Origin of the sequence: Streptomyces sp. SBT349 (assembly GCF_001083795.1) — a bacterium.
Taxonomy (GTDB): Bacteria; Actinomycetota; Actinomycetes; order Streptomycetales; family Streptomycetaceae; genus Streptomyces.
In genome coordinates, this window is sequence record NZ_LAVK01000015.1 from 23963 (window position 1) to 45034 (window position 21072).

General features: G+C 71.8%; 15 protein-coding genes and 3 pseudogenes. 13 read left to right on the plus strand and 5 right to left on the minus strand.

Annotation, left to right across the window (positions count from 1 at the left end; translation table 11 throughout):
• Positions 1-12: 12 nt before the first annotated feature.
• Entirely contained in the window at positions 13-2046 is a 2034-nt protein-coding gene (locus ADY01_RS03545) for an SPFH domain-containing protein (RefSeq protein WP_049565227.1), read from the minus strand.
• A 645-nt stretch (positions 2047-2691) separates the two neighbouring features.
• Between ADY01_RS03545 and ADY01_RS03550 the strand changes: the two genes are divergently transcribed.
• The 5 genes and pseudogenes from ADY01_RS03550 to ADY01_RS40230 all read left to right on the plus strand — a co-directional run.
• Entirely contained in the window at positions 2692-4305 is a 1614-nt protein-coding gene (locus tag ADY01_RS03550; RefSeq protein ID WP_049565229.1) for an alanine/glycine:cation symporter family protein, read from the plus strand.
• Between the two features lie 163 nt (positions 4306-4468).
• A complete protein-coding gene (locus ADY01_RS03555; protein ID WP_049565232.1) occupies positions 4469-4831 on the plus strand; it encodes a hypothetical protein in 363 nt (120 codons plus the stop codon).
• Between the two features lie 201 nt (positions 4832-5032).
• On the plus strand, positions 5033-5986 hold the full coding sequence (locus tag ADY01_RS03560; RefSeq protein WP_049565233.1) for a Ppx/GppA phosphatase family protein: 954 nt from the start codon (positions 5033-5035) through the stop codon (positions 5984-5986).
• A 93-nt stretch (positions 5987-6079) separates the two neighbouring features.
• Positions 6080-6298: a DUF5133 domain-containing protein gene (locus ADY01_RS03565; protein WP_049565235.1), complete on the plus strand. Its 219-nt coding sequence runs from the start codon at positions 6080-6082 to the stop codon at positions 6296-6298.
• A gap of 58 nt (positions 6299-6356) precedes the next feature.
• Positions 6357-6458 (plus strand): annotated as a pseudogene (locus ADY01_RS40230) (flavodoxin family protein); the annotation flags it as partial.
• A 14-nt stretch (positions 6459-6472) separates the two neighbouring features.
• Here ADY01_RS40230 and ADY01_RS03570 read toward each other — a convergent pair.
• Positions 6473-7060, minus strand: a pseudogene (locus ADY01_RS03570) (flavoprotein); the annotation flags it as partial.
• Between ADY01_RS03570 and ADY01_RS40235 the strand changes: the two are divergent.
• Both ADY01_RS40235 and ADY01_RS03575 read left to right on the plus strand, forming a co-directional pair.
• Positions 7006-7158 (plus strand): annotated as a pseudogene (locus ADY01_RS40235) (GNAT family N-acetyltransferase); the annotation flags it as partial. The pseudogenes ADY01_RS03570 and ADY01_RS40235 overlap by 55 nt on opposite strands.
• Positions 7159-7447: 289 nt before the next feature.
• Positions 7448-8020 (plus strand): dihydrofolate reductase family protein, encoded by a 573-nt coding sequence (locus tag ADY01_RS03575; protein WP_049565240.1) that lies wholly within the window; start codon positions 7448-7450, stop codon positions 8018-8020.
• A 55-nt stretch (positions 8021-8075) separates the two neighbouring features.
• On the opposite strand, the gene ADY01_RS03580 is transcribed toward ADY01_RS03575, so the two are convergent.
• The gene (locus tag ADY01_RS03580; RefSeq protein ID WP_159000928.1) at positions 8076-11327 is read right to left on the minus strand and encodes a metallophosphoesterase; all 3252 of its coding nucleotides are present in this window, start codon (positions 11325-11327) and stop codon (positions 8076-8078) included.
• A gap of 234 nt (positions 11328-11561) precedes the next feature.
• Between ADY01_RS03580 and ADY01_RS03585 the strand changes: the two genes are divergently transcribed.
• Positions 11562-12209: an SLATT domain-containing protein gene (locus ADY01_RS03585; RefSeq protein ID WP_049565244.1), complete on the plus strand. Its 648-nt coding sequence runs from the start codon at positions 11562-11564 to the stop codon at positions 12207-12209.
• Between the two features lie 28 nt (positions 12210-12237).
• On the opposite strand, the gene ADY01_RS03590 is transcribed toward ADY01_RS03585, so the two are convergent.
• Positions 12238-12969 carry a FadR/GntR family transcriptional regulator gene (locus tag ADY01_RS03590; RefSeq protein WP_420715570.1) on the minus strand — a complete coding sequence of 244 codons (732 nt, stop codon included), beginning with the start codon at positions 12967-12969 and terminating at the stop codon, positions 12238-12240.
• 200 nt (positions 12970-13169) lie between these two features.
• On the opposite strand from ADY01_RS03590, the gene ADY01_RS03595 reads away from it, so the two are divergent.
• The 5 genes from ADY01_RS03595 to ADY01_RS03615 are packed head-to-tail and all read left to right on the plus strand — an operon-like array spanning position 13170 to position 19729.
• On the plus strand, positions 13170-14783 hold the full coding sequence (locus tag ADY01_RS03595; protein WP_049565246.1) for an ABC transporter substrate-binding protein: 1614 nt from the start codon (positions 13170-13172) through the stop codon (positions 14781-14783).
• A complete protein-coding gene (locus ADY01_RS03600; protein ID WP_420715572.1) occupies positions 14783-15739 on the plus strand; it encodes an ABC transporter permease in 957 nt (318 codons plus the stop codon). The genes ADY01_RS03595 and ADY01_RS03600 overlap by 1 nt, the downstream gene beginning before the upstream one ends.
• Positions 15736-17736: a dipeptide/oligopeptide/nickel ABC transporter permease/ATP-binding protein gene (locus ADY01_RS03605; protein ID WP_049565249.1), complete on the plus strand. Its 2001-nt coding sequence runs from the start codon at positions 15736-15738 to the stop codon at positions 17734-17736. Before ADY01_RS03600 ends, ADY01_RS03605 begins: the two co-directional genes overlap by 4 nt.
• 5 nt (positions 17737-17741) lie before the next feature.
• Positions 17742-18809: an oligopeptide/dipeptide ABC transporter ATP-binding protein gene (locus ADY01_RS03610; protein ID WP_049565284.1), complete on the plus strand. Its 1068-nt coding sequence runs from the start codon at positions 17742-17744 to the stop codon at positions 18807-18809.
• Positions 18806-19729: a dihydrodipicolinate synthase family protein gene (locus ADY01_RS03615; protein WP_049565252.1), complete on the plus strand. Its 924-nt coding sequence runs from the start codon at positions 18806-18808 to the stop codon at positions 19727-19729. The genes ADY01_RS03610 and ADY01_RS03615 overlap by 4 nt, the downstream gene beginning before the upstream one ends.
• Positions 19730-19790: 61 nt before the next feature.
• Here the strand turns inward: ADY01_RS03615 and ADY01_RS03620 are convergent, their stop codons facing one another.
• Positions 19791-21023, minus strand: a complete 1233-nt coding sequence (locus tag ADY01_RS03620) for a sialidase family protein (protein ID WP_049565273.1) — start codon at positions 21021-21023, stop codon at positions 19791-19793.
• Positions 21024-21072: the final 49 nt, after the last annotated feature.

Below are 21072 nucleotides of genomic sequence, written 5' to 3' on the forward strand. Positions count from 1 at the left end.
ACCGTGGGCCGGTCAGCCCTTGGTGCCGCCGTTCAGGGCGGTGGGGGAGGCGCCGGCGGCGCCCGGCTCGCCCGCCGTGTCGAGCAGCCGCCGCGGGGCGGCGGGATCGGCCTCGTCCTTCCCCATCAGCTTCATCAGCAGCGCCGACACGGTCAGGTTCTGCACGTCGGCCGTGGAGACCTGGCCGAGGAGGCGGCCGAGGTCGTCGGTGAAGCCGGAGGTGCCGTCCAGCCAGGGCTTCGCGAGCGCCTGGACCGTCTCGGAGTTCTGGACGAACCCGTCGACCCCCTTGCCGAGCGCGATCGAGGACATCAGCCGGTCGAAGAAGACCGACTCGCCGCCGACGATGCTGATGTCGGCGCTCTCCAGACCGGTCGCCAGCACCGCGGCCTGCGCCTCGGCGACCTGTCGCTGCACGTCCAGCCCGGCCAGCCGGACCTCCTTCTCCGCCTCCAGCCGCAGCCGGTACTCCTCGTGCGTGCGGGACGCCTCGTCGAGCGCGGCCATCGCCGCCGCCTTCTCGGTGAGGCCGGCCGCCTCCGCCTTGAGCTTCCCCTCGGTGGCCTCCGCCTCGGCCAGCGCCTGGGCACGGGCGCCCTCCGCCTCGGCGCGCATCCGCGCCTCGGTGGCCTCGGCCTCCGCGCGACCGGACTTCTCGATGACCTCGGCCTCCTTGTCGCGCACCTGCACGGCGGCCAGCCCCTCGGCGGCGGCCTCCGCCTGCACGCCCTCGGCCAGCCGCAGCTTGGCCCGCGCGTCGAGGTCGGCGGTCTTCAGCCGCGCCTCGGCCAGGGTCAGTTCCTCGGCGGCCCGGTGGACGGCGGACTGCTCGGCGGCCTCGGCCGCCTTGATGTCCTTGACCAGCCTCTCCTGCGCCTCCGCCTCGGCGACGATGACCACCGTCTGCCGCTGCCTCTCCGCCTCCTCCACGGCACGCAGCTTCTTGATGGACTCCTCCTGCTCGGCGACCGTGCGGTCCACCGCGACCCGCTCGCGGATCACCTCGGCGATCTCCCGCTTCTCCGCCTCGACCTCCTTCGACGCGGCGATCCGCGTCAGTTCCGTCTCCCGCTCCCGCGCGATGACCTCCAGCAGCCGGTCCTTCTCGATGCGCTCGTTCTCGATGGCGATGACCCGCTCGCGGTTCTTCGCGGCGACGGCGACCTCCCGGGCCTGGTTCTCCCGCTGCACGCCGAGTTGCTCCTCGGTGCGCAGGAACGCGCCCTGCGCCCGCAGCCGTTCCTCCTCCACCACCCGCGTCGTCTCGGCGTCCTCCCGGGCCCGGACGGTCTCGATCTCCCGCCGCTGCTTGATCTCGGCGTCGGCCTGGCGGCGCTCCAGCTCCAGGATGGCCTCCCGGGCGTCCACGTTCTGCCGGGTGATCTCCTTCTCCTCGTGGCGCCGGAACTCGTTGGTGCGCACGTGCTCCACGGCCGTCAGCTCGGTGATCTTGCGGATGCCCTGCGCGTCCAGGACGTTGGCCGGGTCCAGCTGGGTCAGCGGCGTCTGCTCCAGGTAGTCGATCGCCGCGTCCTCCAGGTGGTAGCCGTTGAGGTCCACGCCGATGACCTCGATGATCCGGTACCGCAGCTCCTCGCGCTTGGTGTAGAGGTCGGTGAAGTCCAGCTGCTTGCCGACGGTCTTCAGTGCCTCGGAGAACTTCGCGTGGAACAGCTCCTGGAGGGTGTTCCGGTCGCTGGCGCGCGCCGTGCCGACGGCCTGGGCGACCTTGATGACGTCCTCCACGGTCTTGTTGACCTTGACGAAGAACGAGATGCGGATGTCCGCGCGGATGTTGTCCCGGCAGATCAGCCCCTCCTTGCCGACCCGGGTGATCTCGATCACCTTCACCGAGATGTCCATCGCCTCGGCCTTGTGCAGCACCGGCAGCACGACCTGCCCGGTGAAGGTCACGTCGACCTTCCGCATCTTGGAGACGATCAGTGCCTTGCCCTGCTCCACCTTGCGGAACAGCCGCGAGACGACGAAAAGCACGAGCAGCGTGAGGAGCAGGCAGGCACCGATGCCCACGGTGACGGCATTCATGGAAAACCCCCTTGGCAGGTGAGGTACCCGAAGCCGGAAACGCTCCGGAGGTCTTCGGGAGTCGGAGAGACGGGGAAGGGGCGCGTGCGCTTCGGCGCGTGCCGGAGGCCGGAGTGGGTGGGCGGTTCAGGCGGCCCGGCAGCGCGGGCCGCGCGCCGTGTCGCGTCGGCCGCCCCGGCGGCCCCCGCCGCCCCGGGCGGTCCCGAAGAACGTCCGCATGCCCGACCCCCCGATCACACCCGTCCCTCGACGGCCTCGGCACAGGCGCGGAGCCCGGACACCGGGCACCTGCCGGTGCTCGGCATCACGACCCCCTCATGTGCTCTCGTCGCCTCCATCCTGCCCGGGGCGATGCCCCGCTGCATTGCCGACCCTCGGCAGTCTTGGCGGGCTCATCCATGCCGGTTCCGCGCTAAGGAAGCGTCAAGACGCGTCCGGCCCGCGCCCCGGGAGGGGCCGGGCGGGGCCGGCGCGACCCTTGCCCGTCCGGTGATGACGTGGTGGTAATGGTGGATTGATTCCGGAATGTGAGTCGGTCCGCTCGACGGGGTGCCGTCCCCGTGGTAGGAAACCGGGATTGTCCTTTTCCGTGCGTTTGATCTTCCGCGCGGTCCGACCCGTCCCCTTTTCAGAGGTTTTCGCACCGTGGCAAATGAGTCCTGGACCGACACCGTCGACGAGGCCGTCAACGACACCTTCGAGCCGGTCACCGAGTTTCTGAGCGATATCGTCTTCTACGACGTCCGCGTATTCGACGCGGATTTCCCCATCATCGTGGGCTGGCTGGTGCTCGCCGGTCTGATCTTCACGGCGTATTTCGGATTTGTGCAGTTCCGGTATTTGCGGACGGCGGTGCGGTTCGTCAGCGGAAAGTACGAGCAGGAGAACGCGCCGGGCGAGATCAGCCATTTCCAGGCGCTCACCTCGGCCGTCTCCGGGACGGTGGGCCTGGGCAACATCGCGGGCGTGGCGATCGCGGTCTCCATCGGCGGGCCGGGGGCCACGTTCTGGATGATCCTGTGCGGCCTCCTGGCCATGGCGACCAAGTTCGTCGAGTGCACCCTGGGCGTGAAGTACCGGGAGATCGACGCGGAGGGCCGGGTCTCCGGCGGCCCGATGTACTACCTGCGCAAGGGCCTCGCCGAGCGCGGACTGGCCCGGCTGGGCACGGTGCTGTCGTTCGCGTCCGCCGTGATGATCCTCTTCTTCGGCTTCGTCGGCGGCAACCTCTTCCAGGTCAACCAGAGCCTGGAGCAGCTCACCACCGTCACCGACGACCACACCGACTTCTTCACCGGCTCCGGCGGGGCCCTGCTGTTCGGCGTGGTCGTCGCCGTTCTCGCCGGCCTGGTCATCATCGGCGGCATCCGGTCCATAGGCCAGGTCACCAGCCGCCTGGTCCCCGCCATGGCCCTCGTCTACGTCACCGCGTGCCTGATCGTCATCGGGTTCAACGTGGACGCGGTCCCCGACGCCATCGGGACCATCGTGAGCGGCGCGTTCAGCCCCGAGGGCGTCACGGGCGGCGTGATCGGCGCCCTGATCCAGGGCTTCCGCCGGGCCGCGTTCTCCAACGAGGCGGGCATCGGCTCCGCGCCCATCGCCCACTCCGCGGTGAAGACCAAGCGCCCGGCCAGCGAGGGCCTGGTCGCGCTGCTGGAGCCGTTCGTCGACACCGTCGTCATCTGCACCATGACGGCGCTCACGATCATCATCGCCGGCGGCCCCCTCTACAACGCGGCCCGCGACACCGCCGCGGGGGGTGGCGACCCGGCCGCCGCCGAGCGCATAGCCGAGGCGGGCGGCGACCCGGGCATCGCCATCACGTCCGACGCCTTCGACACCGCCCTGCCGTGGTTCCCCTGGGTGCTGACCCTGGCCGTCATCCTGTTCGCGTTCTCCACGATCATCACCTGGGGCTACTACGGCCTCAAGGCGTGGACCCACCTGTTCGGCACGTCGCGGGCCAGCGAGTACCTCTACAAGGGCGTCTTCTGCCTCATCACCATCGCCGGCGCGCTGCTCTCGCTCGGGACGCTGGTGGACCTGTCGGACTGCTTCCTCTTCCTGGGCGCGGTCTTCAACATCATCGGCCTGTACCTGCTGGCCCCGGTGGTGAAGAAGGAGCTCAAGCGCGTCCTGGAGTACGTGCGGCGCCGTGACGAGGGCTGGTCCGAGGAGCGGATCGAGGCGGCCGAGGCCGCCGAGGCCGCGGCGGAGGCCGCGGTGCCGGGGCCGAAGAGCGGCTCCCCCTCCTGACCCTGGGCGAGGCGCCCGGCGAGACGGCCCCCGAGCTGCGACAGCGCGGCCGGGGGCCGTTCCCGTTCGCCCCGGCGCCCTCAACGAGTCCGGATTCACCGGGTTGTGACGTCTCGTCCGGGGCACCCGTGATGTCCAGGGACGGAAGTCAAGGAGAGTAAGGATGGACACCAAGACCAGGACCGCAGAACGTGTCTTCGACGAGGTGCACATCGGCAAGGGAGCGCGGCCCATCGCCCAGCACGGCTTCGTGGCCGTGCGGAACGGGATGCTGGACCTGCTGGGATCGGACCGCCACCTGATCGACAGTGCCCCCGCGAGCCGGGTCAGGGCGTCGAAGGTCCGGTTCAGCGGCGGCAAGACGCTGGCCCTCAAGGTGAACGGAACCCGGTACAACGTCTCGCCCGGATGGGGCGACCGCGACGGCCGGCTCATGCGTCCGGGCCCCGGCCACCCCGAGCGGGTGGAACGCGCGGCCGACGAACTGCTGCGCCTGATCCGGGCGGAGAACGGCGAGCGCGCCTGAGACGCCTGAGGCACCTGAGACACCTGCCGCGCCCACGCCCCGGCCGCAGGCCGCCCTCGGAAGACCCTCCCCCCGCACGCGTTCACAAATAGTTCACCTTCGTCGGCCGCATGGGCGACGTCTCGGGGTACGAGACAGGCACGACGACGCGGTGACGGGGGTCGGCGGCGGGCCGTCGGCCCCCGAGGGAGAGGAGAAGGGATGCGGCGGGCGGGAGTTCTCGATGTCGGGTGCCACAGCGCCCTGTTGACGGTGGCGCGGCGGCGACGCGGGTCCGGCCTGGAGCAGGTGTACAGCCGCAAGGTGCGGCTGCGGCTGCACCAGGCGCTGGACCACGAGGGGCGCCTGGACGAGTCCGGCGTGGAGAGCGTGCGGCGGGCGGTCGCCCGGGTGGCCGCCGAGGAGCCGCCGGTGGAGCCGCACGAGGTGTTCGCGTTCGCGACCTCGGTCATCCGGGACGCGCCCAACCGGGAGGAGGTCATCGCGGACGTGAACCGCGCGACCGGCACCCGGCTGCGCGTGCTCCCCGGCACCGAGGAGGCCCGGCTGGCGTATGTGGCCGCCCGCCAGTGGGCGGGCACCCCCGAACACCGGCTGCTCGTCCTCGACATCGGCGGGGGCACCGTGGAGGTCGCCTCCGGCACCGGCGACCAGCCCCGCGCGGCGCGCTCGCTTCCGCTGGGCGCCCGCCGGATCACCCGTGACCGGATGCCCGGCGGCGCGGTCCCGGACGAACGGGGACTGGCCGAGACGCGGGACTTCCTGCGGCGGTCCCTCGACGAGGCCGCCCTGCCGACGGCCGCGCCCGGCGACCGGGTCCTGGCGTGCTCCAAGACGTTCGCGCAACTCGCCCGGCTCACGGCCCACCTGGCCGAGCCCCTGGGCGACGGGCGATGGCTGACCCTCTCCCGGCTCAGGACCGCGATCCCGCTCCTCGCGGGCATGGACCCCGACCGCCGCGCCGGACTGCCCGGCATCTCCCGGCACCGCGCGGAACAGTCCCTCGCCGGGGCCCTGGTCGCCGAGGCGCTCCTGGAGACCTGCGGGGTCCACCGGGCGGAGATCTGCGCCTGGTCCACCCGGGAGGGGCTCCTGCTGGAACGCCTCGCGGCCACCCGGCACGGCGGGAAGCCGCCCCGGGGGCGCCGCGGCTGACGGGGCGTCACCCGCCCGGGGCCGCGCCGGTGTGGCCGGGCGGAACCCGGGTATCCGCAGCCCAGACCCCCCGGTCACAGAAGGAGACGCGCCATGCTGATGGCCCATCCCGCCGTACTGCGGCACCTCATCGACCAGTACGAGGCCCTGACGGCCCTGCACGCCGAGAAGGGCACCGCCGAGGCCCGGCAGCGGTTGGACGACGTCTCCTACACCCTCTGCGTATCCACCGGCACCCGCGACGTCGAATCCGCGCTGAGCCACGCCCGCGACCGCCTGCGCCGCGCCGGCGGCGTGCCACGCCCCTCCTGAACGCCGGGGCGTTCAGAGGCTGGTGAGAATCCGCGGGGACGGGGTCTTGATCACGGTGTTGGCCGGCCAGGCGTGGACCTACTGGCACCTCGGCCCGGGCCCCGGCCCCGACTTCCTGGACGACGAACGCGGCCACGGGTGGTCGGCGTCCACGGGCCGCGGCCCGTTCCCGGATCAGCAGCCACCGGTGCCGCAGCAGCCGCCGTCCGTGTCCTCGCCCCGGGTCTCCGGGCCGTCGAAGAGGCCCGCCCCGCCGCACACCCCGGTCTCGGGGAGGGTGAGTTCGACGCGTTCGGCGGCCTCGTGGTCGCCCGCGAGGGCGGCGGCGATCGAACGCACCTGCTCGTAGCCGGTCATGGCGAGGAAGGTGGGGGCGCGGCCGTAGGACTTCATCCCGGCGAGGTAGGCGCCCTCCTCGGGGTGGGACAGTTCCCTGACGCCGTGGGGGTAGACGGTGCCGCAGGAGTGGACGTTGGGGTCGATCAGCGGCGCCAGCGCGACCGGGGCGGAGAGCCGTTCGTCCAGGCCGAGCCGGATCTCGGAGAGGAAGGACAGGTCGGGGCGGAAGCCGGTGAGGACGATGACCTGGTCGACGGGCTCGCCGCGGCGGCCGTCCTCGGCGACCAGCACGAGCCGGTCCCCGTGCCGTTCGACGGCGGTGGTGCGGAAGCCGGTGAGGGCGGAGGCGTGCCCGGCGTCGACGGCCGCAGTCCGGGATCTTCCCCGAGAACGCCGCCGGCCTCGCACTGCACCAGCGGCTGGGCTTCCGTGTCATCGGCACCAGGGAACGCGTCGCCCGCCACCACGGCAGGTGGCGCGACGTGGTCCTGATCGAACGCCGCAGCCCGGCCGTCGGCTGAGGCGGGTCCGAGGGCCGCGCGGCCTGCCCGGCGGTGGTCCCCGGCAGGCCCGCCCTGAGGCCATGAGGGAAGTCCACATCGACATCGCGGCGCGACGGCCGGGGTGCTCACCGTCGGGGCCGTTCAGGCGTCGGCTACGTGCGGCGACGCCTGCGCGGTCCGCCCCGGCATGAAGTACCTCGGCGGGATCGGCGGGATCGGCGGGAGGGCGGCCGCGAGCGATGAGTTCTTCCGCGGCCCGCGGTCATCCAACCGAGAGCCGGCACACGAGACCCCCAGGAGATCTTCGATGCGCACCCTGATCAGCACCGCCTTCGTCTCGCTCGACGGCGTCATGGAGGCCCCGGGCGGCGAGCCGGGTTACCGCAACTCGGGCTGGACCTTCAGGGACATGGAGTTCCTCCCGGAGGCGTACGACATCAAGGGCCGGGAGCAGCGGGAGGCCACCGCGATAGTGCTGGGCCGGGCCAGCTACCAGGCGTTCAGCCCGGTCTGGCCGGACATGGAGGACTTCTCCGCCTACAAGGTGATGCCGAAGTACGTCGTCTCCACCACCCTCACCGACGAGGACCTGGTGGCGAACTGGGGCGAGACCACGATCCTGCGGTCGCTCGACGAGGTCGCCGCGCTGAAGGAGACCGAGGGCGGCCCGATCATCGTCCACGGCAGCGCCACCCTCAACCGGGACCTCTCGGACGCCGGCCTGATCGACCGTTACCACCTCCTCGTCTTCCCGCTCCTGCTCGGCGCGGGCAAGCGTCTGTTCAGCGACACGGACAAGGACACCCAGAAGCTGACGCTCGTCGAGCACAAGGCGTACGCCAACGGCCTCCAGATGAACGTCTTCGACGTCGTCCGCTGACCGGCTTCCGCGCGCCCCGCCTCCTTCCGGCGCGCGGGCGTACGACCGGGGCCCCTCAGTCCGGGAGGGCCAGCGGGTCGCGGGGGATGGCCGTGCCGAGGTGGTGGAGGCGGGTGCGGCGGGTTCTCAGGTCGCGGAGGAAGCGGTTCCTGGCCTCGCCCCTGACCGCGGGGTTGGGGAAGCGGGCGTTGGTCATCGCGATGTCGGCCAGCAGGTGCTCCAGGGCGCGGGCCCTGCCGGGGCCGGTGCCGGGGTCCAGGTAGGTGAGGCCGGCGATCAGGCCGATGGAGGCGGCGACGACCTGGCGTTCCCCGTGGGCCTCCACGAGCGCGGCGGCGCACTCGATCCACTCCTCGGCCCCGATCTGGTACATCAGCAGGACGCCCATGAACGCCTGCCCGGGAATGGCGAGGAACTCCCGGTCGCGCAGGGCCTCCTGGGTGAGGTTGACGAGCTTGTTGCTGGCCAGCGCCTGGGACATGACGTGGAAGGAGGCCATGACCGGGCCGAAGAGCAGCATGCGGGAGACGGCCGTCTCCCGTTCCTCCCCGGTCATCTCCGCGTCGCCGAGGATGGCCTCGATGGACTTCCTGGCCTCCCCCTGGAGGCTCTGCTCCCCGGCCAGGAGCGCCGCCATGATGCCGTAGCCGTTGAGGACGGCGCGCAGGACGTCCCGTTTCAGCGTGAGGTCGCGGACCAGCTCGCTGTTGCGCAGCACCGCCGAGACGAGGGACAGGGCGTCCTGGAAGTCCTCAAGACCGGTGCGGTGCCGCTCCCTTTCGAGGTCCCGGGCCTCCTCCACCGAGCGGATGGCGTCGAGCTGGTCCATGACGTCGTCGAGCATGAGGTCGTAGTCCTCGTCAAAGGGCCCGTCGCCGTCCTCCGCGTCCACCACCTCCTCGACCACCTCCTCGGCCAGCCGCTCCGCCTCGGGGACGAATCCGTCGATGAACGTCTGGTAGTCCTCCTCGCCGCCCCAGCCCTCCTTGTCCGTCATCAGGGAGAACGGGTCGTCGCCCTCCGTTCCGAGGCGCGAGCGCATCTCCTGGAAGATGTCGGCCACGCCCCGCAGCAGCCCCTCGTCGTTGCGCCGCAGGGCCGCGGCGTGCCGGATCAGCTCCGCGTTCGCCAGGGGGCTCGCGAGGGCGAACGCGCGGAGCTGGGGCGAGTCGACCATGCGCTGCGCCGCGAGGAAGCTCCGGAGCATGCGGTGGCGGAAGCTCACCCTCCGGTCGTTCTCGCTCAGAATGCGCCGGGAGACAAAGGAGTCGATCACGGAGCCGGGCGGCTCGGACCAGCCCAGCCGTTCGAAATAGCCGAGGAGGAAACGCTCCGCCTCGACGCGGGAGAGGGCGTGCCGCCCGCCGAGGATCATCTCCTCGGCGAGCGAGGCGAGAATGTCCTGCCGCTCGCGGAAGTCCAGCTCGAAACGGCGGTCCTCCGTCGTGTCGTTACGCCCCAGGAGCATTCCCACATAGGTCTCCAGAACGGTCGTGTCGCTGACCCCCGCCGACCAGGAGCCGCGTCCGTAGATGGAGACCAGGGCGGCCATCATGGAGGGGGTGCGCGGCAGGTTCTCCCGTTCGAGGAACGTGAGGACGGAATTCACCACGCTCTCCGCGTCGTCGGTGCGCAGCAGTTCGACCAGATTGCGCAGTTCGCGCCGTCCGAAGATTCCGAGGTAACGGCGGCAGACGGTGCCATGCTCCGTTTCGAGGGCGCGGAACGTGTCCGCGTCGCCCGAGGGGCGGCAGCCGAGGACGTAGGTGTTCCCCGGCCTCTCGGCGATGAACCGGAGAACGCGCTGGAGCTTCTTCTCCGCGGCGGGGTCGACATTGTCGATGGCCAGGGCCATGCGGGGCAACTCGTCCCGGGGGCCCGCGGGGATGCCGCCGAGGGCCAGCTTCCTGCGGATCGCGGTGGCCAGGCCCTGCCCGCCCGCGCCGATGTCGCGGAAGTCGACGAGGACCGGGGCGTACTGGGAGTCGAGCGCGTAGGACTCGAACGCCAGCCACTGGAGGGCGCTGGTCAGCCCGCTCGACTCGTCGCCCACCAGCAGGAAGTGGCGGCAGTCGGCGAACCTCTCGCGGATGTCGTCCCGCCTGACCGGGCTGCTGCCCTCCTCCGGGTCCGAGGCCGAGACGTACTGCTCCAGCGGCAGCGGCAGCAGCGCCGGCGGGACGAGCAGGTCGGCCATGGCGCGCACGTCCACGTCGTGGCTGAGGATCAGCGCCTTCTCGCGCACCTCCTCCACCAGCGCCTCGGCCGCCAGGTCCGCGTACGTCCGGGCGTGCGCCGCGCCCCCGCGCCCGCCGGAGCCGGAGGGCGGCGCGCCGGTGCCGGTGGGGCCGAGGTCGACCTCGACGATGCCGCGGTGCGCGACGTTGGCCGCCTCGTCGAAGCTGTCGCGCGCGTCGTAGTAGGTGCGCACGCGGACCGTGTAACGGCCGGGCGCGGCGGCCGGATCGGTGTCGACGAGGGAGTACCCGTTGAGGTAGGAGCGGGTCTGGTAGAGCGACCCGGCGGCGCTGTGCAGCACGGTGCCGAGGGGGCCGATGATCCCGCGCGGGTCGCTCACGTGGACATGGCCCGTGCACAGGGCGTGGAAGTGCTTGTTCAACTCCCGCCGGACGTCCTCCTGGTCGAAGTCGGCCAGCCAGTCGAGCGGGTGGTGCATCACGGCGACGCGGAAGTCGGCGCCGGCCACCGCGTTCACCGCGTCGGTCATCTGCCGGTCGCCCACGAGGAGATGGGCCCGGTCGGCGTCCTCGGCCGCCCCCGTCGCCCGCCAGGCCGAGGTGAGCGAGGCGACCGCGACCGTGACCGGGCCGACGGCGAACGTGTGGACCGCCGTCAGCGGGGAGACGCGGCGCACCTCCGGGTCCTTGCCGTAGTACTCGGCGTGGAACGCGAGCCAGGGGCTCAGCCGGTCGATATGGCGCTGGAGCGAGGAGGCGTCGTCCAGCAGGGAGTTGACCTCCTCCCGGGAGGTGAGCGCCTGGAGCAGGCCCACCTCGGAGAAGCGGTCGATGCGCGATATGTCGATGTCGTGATTCCCGGGCGCGAGAACGACGCGCGAACGCGGCAGCCCCAACGCCCGCTGCAAAGGGTCGAGAAGGTGTGTGACCGCGAATGCGAACTGGTCGGCTCCCGCGCTGAATGCGAGATCACCGCTGAAGATGACGGTGTCGATGGGGGTGTGCTGGTGCTGGGCCACCACGTCTTCGAGGAATGCCGCGATGAGTTTGCTCTGATCGGGCTCCCACGTGGGCCGCACATGCAGGTCGCTCACATGAAGAATGCGCACGGTGACCTCCCGAAGGACAGGAAACGGCTCGGCTCGCACGGTGGGGGAGAATGTCGATCTTACGCGCGCGCCATGGCGTTCGCGGCGGCACGGCGGATTCGGAAGCAGAGTCGTTACAGGGCGGTTCCGCGACCGGTTCCCGGCCGACGAGTCCGGCCCGTGCCGCCCGGGTATGACCGCGAGAGCGTTCATCCGCCGCGCGAGGGCGGCCATGAAAGTCCGAGGGGGAGCACCATGCGGAATTCCAGACGCCGGGGCCCGGATCTCACCGTCGAGCTGCTCGGCGAGAACGAGACGGCGCACGCCGGCACGCGGGCGGCGCTCGCGCTGTTCCGCCAGGCGGAGGAGGAGGCCGTGGCCGCCATCACCTGGTATCTGCGGCGGCGGAAGGGGCCCTCGCGGTGGTCGCGCGTGCTGCGGGCGACGGCGACCGCGCTGGGGGTGGCCGGGGGCGTGGCGCCTCTGGTGCACGGCGTCTCGCCGGGGACCATCGAGGCCGAGTGGGGCTTCGTCTTCCTCGCGCTGGGCGCCGGGTGCGTGCTGTTCGACCGGATCTTCGGGTTCTCCTCGTCGTGGACGCGGTTCGTCCGGACGGAGCTGGCGCTTCAGCGCGCGCTCAAGGAGGCGCAGGGGCGCTGGACTTCGGCGTTCGGCGCGCTGCCCGAGGTCCCCACCCAGGCGGACGCGGCCATGTTGACCCGGATCGCCATCGAACTCCGCTCCGAGGTACAGGAGTTGATCGAGGACGAGACCCTGGCGTGGACGGGCTATCTGGCCGAGGGCCTGGAGGAGCTGACGCGGTCCACCGGCCACGACGCGCCCCCCGGCGCCGCGCCGAGAGGCACGGCGGCCCGCCGCGACGCGGCCCGGGAGGCCACCTGACCGCCCGGGAGGGCACGTGACGGCGCGGTCAGCCGGACCGCTCCGGCGCCTTGGCCGCCGCCTCCGGCTTGGTGCTCTCGGACAGCACCTGGCGAATCCCCGCGAAGTGGTGCCGCATCGCCTCCGCCGCCCGCGGGCCGTCCGTGGCTTCGAGGGCGGCGAGGACGTCCTGGTGTCTGTCGCAGGTGACGCGGGGGTCCTGCCGGTCCTCCTTCAGCTCCTCGCGGACCCGGTGGAACGCGGCCCAGAAGGCGTCCAGCACCTCGCTCAGCAGGTGGTTCCCCAGGGAGCGGTAGAGGGCCAGGTGGAACGCGCGGTCCGTGGCCGCCGTGACGCGGCCGATCGCGGCCTCGCGCTCCATCGTGCTCACCAGCCCGCGCAGCGTCTCCAGGTCGCCCTGCGGGAGCTGACCCGCCACGCTGCCGATGAGGCCCGCCTCCAACGCCTCGCGCACCTCCAGCAGTTCGTACAGGCTGGCCTCGCCCCTGCGGTGGCGGACCGCCGCGCGGAAGACCATGCCGTCCACGAACGAGTCGAGGCTGAGCGAGCCGACATACGTGCCGAAGCCGTGCCTGATGTCCACGATGCTGACGGCCTGGAGCGCCTTGAGCGCCTCGCGCACCGAGTTCCGGCTGACGCCGAACAGGCTCATCATCTCGCTCTCCGTGGGCAGCGGGTCCCCGGGAGCCAGCCGTCGGCGCAGGATGAGCTTCTTGATCTGCTCCTGGACCTCGTCGGACATCATGCGGCGGGCTGCCATGGCTGCCTCTTCCTTCCCCCCGGATTGATGATCACCAACTCTTGACCCTGAGTTCACATTCTGCCATCGGAGATAGGACATGGGATGTCTGGTCCGTTGACAGTCGTCGCACAGGTCTTGACCTCTCTCGCGGCATCCTCCTACGTTCGCCTAGGAGGAGGTAGAACGTAGGACCTCCCGGGAGCAGCGCTGGAGGCGTCGTGAGCCGCAGTTTCGACCGCAGGGCCTTTCTCAAGTACACCGGTGCGCTCGGCGCGGCGGGTGTCGTCACCGCCACGGTGGGCGCCTGTTCGGGTCCCGCGTCGACCAACAACAGTGGGGAGGGAGGCGAGGGCCTGGATGAGCTGACCGCGGTCATCGGATACGGGAACGACCAGAGCTGGGACCCGACGCAGACGGCCTCGGCGTTCTCGATGGCCGCCATCCAGCACATCTACGAGGGCCTGCTCGACACCGACCCCATCACCCGCGAGCCCTACCCCGCGCTGGCCACCGCCCTGCCCGCCGACACCAGCGCCACCACGTGGAGCTTCACGCTCCGCGAGGGCGCGACCTGGCACGACGGGGAGCCGGTGACCGCGGACGACGTGGTCTTCACGTTCCAGCGGATCCTGGACCCGGAGGCCAGGACGCTGGCCAGGTCGTTCTTCCACACCTGGCTGCGCGAGTGCACCAAGGTCGACGAGCGGACCGTCGAGCTCCAGTTCCACTACGCCTTCCCCGACGCCGCGCAGCGCCTGGGCATCGCCAAGATCATGCCGCGCCACGTCTTCGGCGAGGAGGGCGCCTGGGAGGAGGCCACCGGCGGGCTCGCCGTCGGCTCCGGCCCGTACACGCTGGCCTCGCACCAGCCCCGGTCGAACACCACCTTCGAGGCGTTCGACGGCTACAACGGCCCCCGCCCGCCCGCGTTCCAGCGCATGAACTGGCTCTCCATCGTGGACGCGGCCCCCCGCGTCGCCCGCATCTCGGGCGACAGCGCGGAGGCCCAGATCGCCGAGAACATCCCCTACGCCAACGTGGACCAGCTCACCGAGGACGGCCTGGAGGTCCAGGGCGGCGCGGGCATGAACCATGCCTTCATCATGTTCAACACGGCCAACGCCCCGTTCGACGACGTCCGCGTCCGCCAGGCGCTCCTGTACGCCATCGACATCGACCAGCTCATCGAGGTCGGCCTGCGCGGCTACGGCGCCCCCGCCACCTCGTTCCTCAACGAGGACAACCCGGCCCACCGGCCCGCGAGCACCGTGTACGCGTACGACCCCGACCGCGCCCGCCAGCTGCTCGACGAGGCGGGCGTCACCGACCTGAGCGTCAACCTGATGTCGGTCAACGTCAGCTGGCTCGTGGACTGCCTGCCCACCATCAAGGAGTCCTGGGACGCCATCGGCGTCTCCACCACCCTGGAGCCGCAGGAGACCTCGGCGCTCTTCACCAAGATGGACCAGAACCAGGACTACCAGGTCGTCGCCGCCGTCTCGAACCCCAACCAGTTCGGCCTCGACGCCGACCTGATCATGCGCTACAACTACACGGCCGACGGCCTGTGGATGCAGTACGCGCGCTGGGAGCAGAGCGCGGACGCCGAGGACCTGTTCGCGCGCATGGACGAGGCCAGCAGCGAGCCGGACCCGGACGCCAAGCTGGAGCTGACCCAGCAGTACCTCGACCTGGTCGCCGAGCACGCCGTGCTCTACCCGATCGTCCACACCGAGCTGCTCACCGCCTGGGACCCGACCCGCATCACCGGCATCCGCGCCCAGGCGTACCCGGGCATCAACGTGCTCCAGGCAAGGGCCGCCTCCTCGTGATGATCGTCCTGCGGATGCTGCTGCGGCGCGTCCTCCTGCTCGTTCCGCTGATGCTGGGCATCGTCCTCTTCGTCTTCCTCGTCATGCGGTTCTCGGACATGGACCCGGCCTCCGCCTACTTCCAGGGCGCCAACCCGACCCAGGAGCAGCTCCACCAGTTCCGCGAGGACAACGGCCTGCTCGACCCGCTGCCGGTGCGGTACGTCGACTTCGTGGGCGACCTGGTCACCGGCGACATGGGCATCAGCGTGCTCACCCGCGCGCCCGTCGTCGACCAGGTCACCACCGCGCTGCCGCTGACGATGCAGCTGACGTTCCTCGGGCTCGGCATCGCCATCGTCCTGTCCCTGGTGCTCGGCGTCACCGCCGCCATCTACCGCGACCGGCTGCCCGACCAGATCATCCGCGTCGTGTCCCTGACCGGCGTCGCGGCGCCCAGCTTCTGGCTGGCGCTGCTGATGATCCAGTACCTCGGCGTGGAGCTCGGCTGGTTCCCCACCGGCGGCTACGTCAACCCGGCCGACTCGTTCACCGGCTGGCTGGAGGCCATGACGCTGCCCGCCCTCGCCCTCTCGCTGCCCGTCGCCGCCCAGCTGATCCGCATCGTGCGGACGGCCGTGGTGGAGGAGCTGGACCGCGACTACGTCCGCACGGCGATCGGCAGCGGCCTGCCGCCGGTCGTCGTGGTCGGGCGCAACGTCCTGCGCAACGCGCTCATCAACCCGCTCACCGTGCTGGGCCTGCGCGTCGGCTACCTGCTGGGCGGCGCCGTCGTCATCGAGACGATCTTCTCGCTGCCCGGCATGGGCAAGCTGATGATCGACGCCGTGCGCAACGGGGACCCCGCCGTCGTCCAGGGCGTCGTCCTCACCACGGCGGCCGGATTCGTGGTGGTCAACCTGGTGATCGACGTCCTCTATCTGCTGGTCAACCCACGGCTGAGGAGCGCCGCATGAAGTGGTTCACCCGGCTTCCCGTGCTGTCCCGGGTGGCGCTCGGCGTCCTGGCCGTCGTCGTCCTCACCGCGCTGCTCGCGCCCGCCCTGGCCCCGCACGACCCGTACGCCCAGTCCGGCAGCTCGGACGGGCCCTCGGGCGAGCACTGGATGGGACAGGACAGCCTCGGCCGCGACATCCTCAGCCGCCTGATGCACGGCGCCCGCTGGTCGCTGGCCATCGGGCTCGGCGCCACGCTGCTGGCGCTGGCGGTGGGCGCGGTCCTCGGCGCGATCGCCGCGACCTCGCGCAAGGCGGTGGACGAGGCGCTGATGCGCGGCCTCGACATCGTGATGGCCTTCCCCGGCATCGCGCTGGCCGCCGTGCTGATCTCCGTCTTCGGCGGCGGCATCCCCGTGCTGATCTGCGCCATCGCGTTCCTCTACACGCCGCCCATCGCGCGCGTGGTCCGGGCGAACGTCATGGCGCAGTACGGCGAGGACTACGTCACCGCGGAGCGCGTCATCGGCGCCCGCACCCCGCACATCCTGATCCGCCACGTCGCCATCAACTGCGCCGCGCCCGTGCTGGTGTTCTGCACGGTGATGGTGGCCGAGGCGATCGTCTTCGAGGCGTCGCTGTCGTTCATCGGCGCGGGCGTCCGCCCGCCGGAGCCCTCGTGGGGCAGCGTCATCGCCGAGGGCAAGAACATGGTGCTGCTCGGCGGCTGGTGGGCCACCGTCTTCCCCGGCCTGCTGATGCTGATCACCGTGCTGGCGCTCAACGTCCTCTCCGAGGGGGTCTCCGACGCCTGGGCCGCGCCCCGCGCGCGCGGCCTGCGCGCGCCGGCGGCTCCCGAAACCCCGGCGGCCGTTCCCGCCGTCCCGGAGCAGGCCGAACGCGCCACCTCCCTCGCCAAGCCCACCGCCACCGGCGCCACAGGCGGCGCCGCCACCGCCGCCACCGGCGAGGTGCTCGCCCTGCCGGGCCTGGCCGAGGCGGGACAGCGGCTGCGCGAACGCGCGCGCCCCCCGGTCGAGGGCGAACCGGTCCTCTCGGTCCGGGACCTGACCATCGGCTTCGACCGCGCCCACGAGGGCAAGGACATCGTGGACGGCGTCAGCTTCGACGTCCGGCCCGGCGAAGTCCTCGGCCTGGTCGGGGAGTCGGGCTGCGGCAAGTCGCTGACCGCCCTGACCGTCATGGGCCTCCAGCCCCGCGGCGCCCGCGTCGGCGGCAGCGTGACGTTCGACGGCCGCGAGCTGACCGGGCTGTCGCCCCGCGCCCGCCGCCATCTCCTGGGCCACGAGATGGCGATGGTCTACCAGGACGCGCTCTCCTCCCTCAACCCCGCCATGACCATCCGCGCCCAGCTCAAGCAGCTGGTGCGGCGCGGCGGCAGCCGGGGCCCCGCCGAGCTTCTCGAACTGGTGGGCCTGGACCCCGAGCGCATCCTGCGCAGCTACCCGCACGAGATCTCCGGCGGCCAGCGGCAGCGCGTTCTCATCGCCATGGCGCTCTCCCGCGACCCCCGGCTCATCGTCGCCGACGAGCCCACCACCGCCCTGGACGTCACCGTGCAGGCGCAGATCATCGAGCTGCTGCTGCGGCTCCGCGCCGAGTTGGGCTTCGCCCTCGTCCTGGTCTCGCACGACCTGGCGCTGGTCGCCGACGTCACCGACCGCGTCGTCGTCATGTACGGCGGGCAGCTGGTCGAGACCGGCGTCACCGCCGACCTGGTCGAGCACCCGGCGCACCACTACACGCGGGGTCTGCTCGGCTCCGTGCTCTCCCTCGAATCGGCCGCCCAGCGGCTCACCCAGATCCGCGGCGTCGTCCCCTCGCCCGCGGACTTCCCCAGCGGCTGCCGGTTCGCGGACCGCTGCCCGGTGGCGACCGAGGTCTGCGGGACGCCCCTGCCCGACGTCCGCGCGCCGGGACGGCTCCACGCCGTCGCCTGCCACCACCCGGCGGCCGTCGCGGACGACGCGCACGAAGAAAGCGAGGCCGCGCGGTGACCCTCATGACCGTCCACGACGCGCACATGGTCTACTCCGCCCGCACCGGCGGCCTGTTCCGTTCCGACAAGGTGTACGCGCTGACCGGCGCGGACCTGACCATCGCCGCGCGCGAGACCGTCGGCGTGGTCGGCGAGTCCGGCTGCGGCAAGTCCACGCTGGCCCGCGTCCTCGTCGGCGTCGAACGCCCCACCCGGGGCACCGTCTCCTACCGGGGCCGGGACCTGTGGACCATGGGTCCCGCCGAGCGCCGCGAGACCGTCGGCACCAGGATCGGCATGATCTTCCAGGACCCGGCCACCGCCCTCAACCGCCGCCTCCCCGTGCGCCGCGTGCTGCGCGACCCGCTCGACGTGCACCGCCGCGGCACCCCGGCGCAGCGCGACGCGCGGGTCAGGGAGCTGATGGCGCTGGTCGGCCTGCCGGAGCGGGTGGCCGACGCGCTGCCGGGACAGCTCTCGGGCGGCCAGCGCCAGCGCGTGGCGATCGCCCGCGCGCTCGCCCTGGAACCGGAGCTGGTCATCGCCGACGAGCCGACCAGCGCCCTGGACGTCTCCGTCCGCGCCCAGATCCTCAACCTCCTCCTCGACCTGAAGGAACGCCTGGGCCTGGCCCTGGTGTTCGTCTCCCACGACATCCAGACCGTGCGCCGGATGAGCGACCGGGTCATCACCATGTACCTCGGCAGGATCGTGGAGGAGACCCCGGCGTCCGAGGTCACCGCGCACGCCCGTCACCCGTACACGCGCGCTCTGTTCTCCGCGACGCCGGGACTGCTCGACCCGATCGACCCGATTCCGCTGGTCGGGCCCGTGCCCTCGGCCGTGCACCCGCCCAGCGGCTGCCCGTTCCGCACCCGTTGCTGGAAGGCCGACGCCCGGTGCGCCGAGTCGATGCCCGACTTCACCGCCAACAGTGGGAAGACTGAGGACATGCACCGATTCCGCTGTCATCATCCCGTCTCCGCAGGCGAGTCCACCCGCGACCTCGTCGTCCAGGCCGGCTCCGGCGCTGGAGCCGGCGCCGACGCCCATGCCCACGCCGGTGTCACCCCCGGCAAGGACGGGTCATGAGCCTGTCCGATCGGCTCACCGGCGTCATCCCGCCCCTGTGCACCCCGCTCACCCCGGACGGCGAGGTCGACACGGCCTCGCTGATCCGGCTCGTCGACCACCTGACGGGCGCCGGCGTCGACGGGCTGTTCGTCCTCGGCTCCACCTCGGAGGCGGCGTTCCTCACCGACCGCATGCGCCGCACGGTGACCGAGACCGTCACCGCGCACGTGGGCGGGGCGGTGCCGGTCCTGGCCGGGGCGATCGACATGACCACCCCGCGCGTCCTCGACCACGCGCGCACCGCCCTGAAGGCGGGCGCGGACGGCATCGTCGCCACCGCGCCGTTCTACACCCGCACCCACCCCGCCGAGATCGACCGGCACTTCAGGCTCCTGGCGCAGGAGACCGGCGCGCCCGTCCTCGCCTACGACCTGCCGGTCGCGGTCCACACCAAACTCAGCCCCGACACCGTGCTGGCCCTCGCCGCCGACGGGGTGCTCGCGGGGATCAAGGACTCCAGCGGCGACCACGACGGGCTGCGCCAGGTGATCATGGCCCGCGTGCCGCGGTTCTCCGTGCTCACCGGGTCCGAACTGCTCGTGGACGCGGCCCTGATGATGGGCGCGGACGGAGTGGTACCCGGCTTCGGGAACGTCGACCCGGCCGGATACGTGCGCATCGTCCGGTACTGCGCGGCGGGCGACTGGGCCGCGGCCAGGGCCGAACAGGAGCGCCTGTGCTCGGCGTTCTCCATCGTCCACGAGGGCTCGCCGACCCGGATGGGCCGGGGCTCGGCGGCGATCGGAGCGTTCAAGCAGGCGCTGCGGCTGCTCGGCGTGATCGACCACGCGACCACGGCCGAGCCGCAGATCCCGCTCTCGGAGGCGGAGACCGACCGGGTCGCCACACACCTGACGGCCGCCGGGCTGCTCCGGTAGGAGGAGCGACAGGAGGGGACAGCCCGGCGGCCGTCGATCGCGCTGGTGGCGTCCGCCCGGGCTACAGCCGCCCGGACAGCCGCCGGAACTCGATGGACTCGTACGGGCCGTCCACGCCCGTCTCGTACAGCACGCCGACCCCGTGCCGTCCGAACTGCACCAGGTCGGAGTAGGCCGCGGGCTGGGTGGAGAGGGTCTCCACCCGGCTGAACGACCGTCCCGCGTCGTCGCTGCGCCACACGGCGAGCGACCTGCGGGCGGTCGGATCGGACGGACCCGCGAAGAGCAACGGGGCGTGGTGGCCGCGCAGTTGCAGCACGGTGGCCTGCACGACGGGCACGTCGTTCAGCGTGGTCTGCACGGCGAAGTCGCGGTCCAGGGTCTCGCCGCCGTCGGAGGAGTAGGAGTCCAGCCGGTTGCCCGCGCTGGTGCCGTTCTGGTCACGGGTGTTGAAGTACAGGCGCCCGTCCGGCAGTTCGGCGGCGATGGACTCGTTGGAGTTGTTGACGCCCTCGTAGCTGTCGTCGATGTACCCGATCTCCCACGTCTCCCCTCCGTCGTCGCTGAACAGGGCGTGCGCGCCGTAGTACTTGGCCTCCTGGCCGGTGTCGGCCGAGCCCTCGGGCGGCGCGGAGGAGTGGTTCGACGGAACGACCAGGCGTCCCGCGTGCTCGCCGCGGGTCAGCGCCACCGCGTGCCCGGGACCCGTGGCGTACCAGCGCCAGTGCGGCAGCTTGGCGTCCGCGGTGATCTCGCGGGGACTGGTGAACGACCGGCCGTGGTCGTCGCTCGTCTGCATGAAGACGCGGCGGCTCTGCTCGGGGGTGACCTCGCCGCGCATGATCTGCGCCTCGGTGACCTGGCCGCTGTTGAACGAGGTGAGCAGCACCACGCGGCCGGTCTCCGGGTCGACGACGGGCGCCGGGTTCCCCCGGGTGTCGCCCCCGCCGCTCGCCACGAGGCTCAGCTCGCCCCAGGTGCAGCCGCCGTCCTTCGACCGCTTGGCGACCACGTCGATGTTGCCGGTGTCACCGGCACCGCCGACCCGGCCCTCGGCGAAGGCGAGCAGCGCGCCGTCCGCGGTGGCGACCACGGCCGGGATGCGGAACGTGTCATAGCCGTCCGTGCCCGAGGCGAACGGCACCGAGGAGTCGCACGACGGCCGGTCGCGCGCCCCCTCCGGTGAGTTCTGGGCTCCGGGGTCCGCCAGGGCCACCACGGAGGTGGCGAGCACACCCAGCACGGCCGTCGTGGTCACGACGAGCACGCGCAGGCCGGGGATCGAGGACTTCATCGCTTGGGCGTCCCTTCACTGTGGGAATAGTGGGGGTGATGCTGAGGGT